This is a genomic window from Paracoccus rhizosphaerae, from assembly GCF_026162645.1.
Taxonomy (GTDB): domain Bacteria; phylum Pseudomonadota; class Alphaproteobacteria; order Rhodobacterales; family Rhodobacteraceae; genus Paracoccus; species Paracoccus rhizosphaerae.
The window spans coordinates 1-3,518 of sequence record NZ_JAOTBE010000127.1; the positions used below are offsets into that span (position 1 = coordinate 1).

Below are 3,518 nucleotides of genomic sequence, written 5' to 3' on the forward strand. Positions count from 1 at the left end.
CCTGACGCTGCGCAACCCACAAAGCTCCGCGCCAGCCCCCGTTGCCCAACCCGCCCAAACAGGCAAAAACCAAACCCGGAGTCTCGCTCACGCTGGATAAAAGTTGGGGGCAACGTCACCATGAGCCGTCGAGGGAATCCTTACGATAACGCGCAAGCCGAAAGCTTCATGAAGACGCTGAAGGTCGAGGCGGTCTATGTGACCGAATACGAGACCTTCGAAGACGTCGCAGCGGATTTGCCAAACTTCATCGACAACGTCTACAACTCCACCAGGCTGCATTCTGCGCTCGGCTACTTGAGCCCCAACCAGTTCGACGAAAGAAACGCCGCGCCCCGGTCAAAGCGAGCCGCCTGAGTGGTCCAGCCCGAGGGGCGCACTCCACTAACGGGTCAAGATTGCACACCGAAACACAACCATCTTCCTTCAAGTGCTTCCCAGCCGCTGTCCGCAGGCTGAAACAGGCGAAGATATCGATAAAGCGGCTTGCATTCTGGGCGCCTTCACCGCCACGCATGGCCAGAAGACGCCTGCCGGCCAGCATGCCTCAGCGCAAATGATCTGCGATGAGTTCGGCGAAGGGCCGGACGTCCTGGTGGACGCTGGCGGCGTCCAGTGCCTTCATGTAGCGCGCACGCTCATCGAGCCTGATGACAACCCAATCGTATCCGCCCGCAACCAGAAGACAGTTCATCGTAAACCGCGCGAGCCTGCCGTTCCCATCCGGATACGGATGGATGTAACCCAGGAGCCAGTGGCCGAGCACCGCCTGCACTGCAGGGTGTTCCTCCTCCTCGACAAGATCGAAGTACGTCTCCATCGCATCGTTCAGCGCCTCTGATCGCGGGGGAACGTGCTGGGCCGTGCGGATGAATACCGGGTGGTTGCGGTAGCCGATGATCTGCTCCGGCCTCACGATCCCGGCCGTGACGGCAGGCGCGAAGAGCTGCTGGTACCATTGGCCCTGCTCGTCGCGAAGGCTCAGGTCCTGACCATCCACCAGTACCCTTTCCAGCACTTCCCGAACAGACTTGAAGGCGTCCCAGTAGCCCCGGGCGGCAAGCGCATCGACGCTCTTGCGATCATCTTCGTCCTGCTCAGGCTTCCAGTCGCCGGCACGGATCTTGTCGATCAGCTCGCGAGTGACGCGGTAGCCCTCGATCGACAGAGAATGCCAAGCATCCTCGCGGTAGACATCATCGACCTGGCCGAGAACTTCCCCGACGTCCCGCCGCGGCTGCGGAGACGGCATGATCCGGGTGATTTCAGCCCGCGTCTTGTCCCAGTAGGACCTGAGCCGGGTGGAGATCGGCGCGGCGCCCGGCCGGATGCCGAAGGAGTTGATGGCCGTCGGCTCGTCGTTCCTGATCTGGATCCCGAACCGGCGCATGCCATCCGTCAGCCGCTCCGCCTGCCGCTCCATGCCAAGGCGGCGAAAGGCTCCAGCAAGCCGGTTCCCCGCCGATTGATGCGACCCCGCCACGATAACGTTGAGGAGCCTGTCGACCGAACGATACTGGCCAAGGAGAGCCGCCACCTCGGCGGGCTGGCTGTCAAAGCAGTTCATCGACATCAACACCAGCGTGGCCTCGGGCGTGTAGATCCGCAGACCATCCGGCGTCACCGTAACGCGCTCCGCCTCGGGCAGCTGCGTCCTCAGGTCGAAGATCGACCTCCCATCTGGCAAGGAAAGCGTGTTGTTGCCGCCCTTGGGCGCATGAATGACGATCTGCTTCGGGCACGTCCGGTTCTCGGCATGGATCATCAGCGACACCTCTGGGCTCAGCACCCAGTCATCACCGAACCGCTCGTCGCAATAGCGGCGCACGAAGGACCAGTAGGCCATCGTCCAGGCAGTCGTATCACCCGGTCGGGTGGCCGGATCGGACAGATGATACCAGCCCTTGATGATCGGCTGGACATAGCCCTGCCGTTTGAGGATTTTCATACGCTGCACTGAGATTGCCCTGCTCTTGAAGACAAGATGGCCTTCATCCTGCAGGACGTGCAGATCCTCCAAAGCATCGGCGAGCAAGCCGTTCTTGGCTATGGTCGACATCGCTCAATCCCTTGTCTGCTGACATGTTTATGCAGCTGTCTATCTGCAAGTATATAGTGATGTCTGACCACACGTAAATATTGTTGTCTGCTCACAAGTAGATATCACTGTTAGTTAGCAAGTATATGCTGACGCTCACCCGCGATCGGCCGCCCCCCGAGGGCATCTGATGTGCCAAGGTGAGTCTCCAACGATCCACGGAGGGGAGCGGTCATGTCGAAGATTATCACGGTCGAGCTCGACCTGGCGAAGAATGTATTCCAGGTGCATGGAGCCGACGGCGCAGGGTGGACCGTCCTGCGCAAGAAGACACGGCGGGCTCACGTGCTGGAATTTTTCAGCCAGCTGCCATCATACATTCTGACGATCTTGCGGTCGAACTCGGGGAAGCGCCGCTGATATTTGGCGATCAGCTGTTGATTTCCACCCAGACGCTTTCCCTACCAGGGCGAACGTGCGAAACCTCCGGCAGCCGGCTTCTACAACATCGCCGGAGACAGGATATCGGGCTACTACAACTTCAGAGCGGCACACGCTGATATTCATAATGGTTTTTTGGTGCCCCCACACGGACTCGAACCGCGGACCTACTGATTCATACCACTACGACTTTCGCCGCCACGCACTTTGCGCTTCGTGGTCTGGACTTTCCCTTCACCATGGCCTCGAGAGGCTTTAGGTGGGTGCCGTCAAGTCTCTACACGTTCAATCCAAGTTGCCTCGGAAAGCTTCGCTCGGGATTGCCAGCGGCAAGAGCCGCGAAGGTTTCCCCGAATTTGACACCAGTTCACCTCGATGTTTCCATCCAGGGCTGCAACATGCCTCGGTTTGGAGCCTGAGGCGGCGCTACAAATCAGTTGCTCTACCAGCTGAGCTATAGGGGCACAAACACTACCTTTCTCCGGATCATCCCGCCGAAGATCAGCGGATCGAACGAAGTAAGTAGCATAACGATGAAGCCAATTCTCCGTCGCAATATGCGTCTATCGCTACGCGGATGAACAAGCAAGACTATTTCGCATAAATCCACAAGAGCCTCCCGCGAAAGCACTTGCGGCTCTTGTGAAACAAAAAGCGACCCGGCTGGGTACCTCACCATTGCAACAAACAGCGTCTGGAGGAAGGTAACATACCGCGAGCGCGCTCAGGCTGCACCGCGGGGCACGATGTGGCGGCAAAATTACCGCGATGCACGGGTTTGCTGACTTGCCGATGAGATGCTCTCCGGAAAGCGAGTGGTCAAGCGAGCAAGCTCCTCATTGCTTTCCCTCGCCCTCTACAAGCCAGTCGACGAAGGAACTGGCGAGGTTCTCACCTGCCACAATGTCCTCTCCGGGAATGACGTTGCCCCCAACTTTTATCCAGCGTGAGCGAGACTCCGGGTTTGGTTTTTGCCTGTTTGGGCGGGTTGGGCAACGGGGGCTGGCGCGGAGCTTTGTGGGTTGCGCAGCGTCAGGCC

The 3,518-nt window shown here is 59.1% G+C and carries 2 protein-coding genes and 1 pseudogene; 2 read left to right on the plus strand and 1 reads right to left on the minus strand.

What is annotated here, in order from left to right; translation table 11 throughout:
* On the plus strand, positions 1–357 hold a 357-nt coding region (locus tag OC184_RS19630), incomplete at its 5' end, for an integrase core domain-containing protein (RefSeq protein WP_265508861.1).
* A 190-nt stretch (positions 358–547) separates the two neighbouring features.
* Here OC184_RS19630 and OC184_RS19635 read toward each other — a convergent pair.
* A complete protein-coding gene (locus OC184_RS19635; protein ID WP_265508863.1) occupies positions 548–2,059 on the minus strand; it encodes a Fic family protein in 1,512 nt (503 codons plus the stop codon).
* A gap of 213 nt (positions 2,060–2,272) precedes the next feature.
* Between OC184_RS19635 and OC184_RS19640 the strand changes: the two are divergent.
* Positions 2,273–2,428, plus strand: a pseudogene (locus OC184_RS19640) (IS110 family transposase); the annotation flags it as partial.
* Between the last annotated feature and the right edge of the window lie 1,090 nt (positions 2,429–3,518).

Excerpts from the sequence above, each read along its gene's own strand:
- OC184_RS19635 (WP_265508863.1), bottom strand. The coding sequence starts at position 2,059 with ATGTCGACCATAGCCAAGAACGGCTTGCTCGCCGATGCTTTGGAGGAT.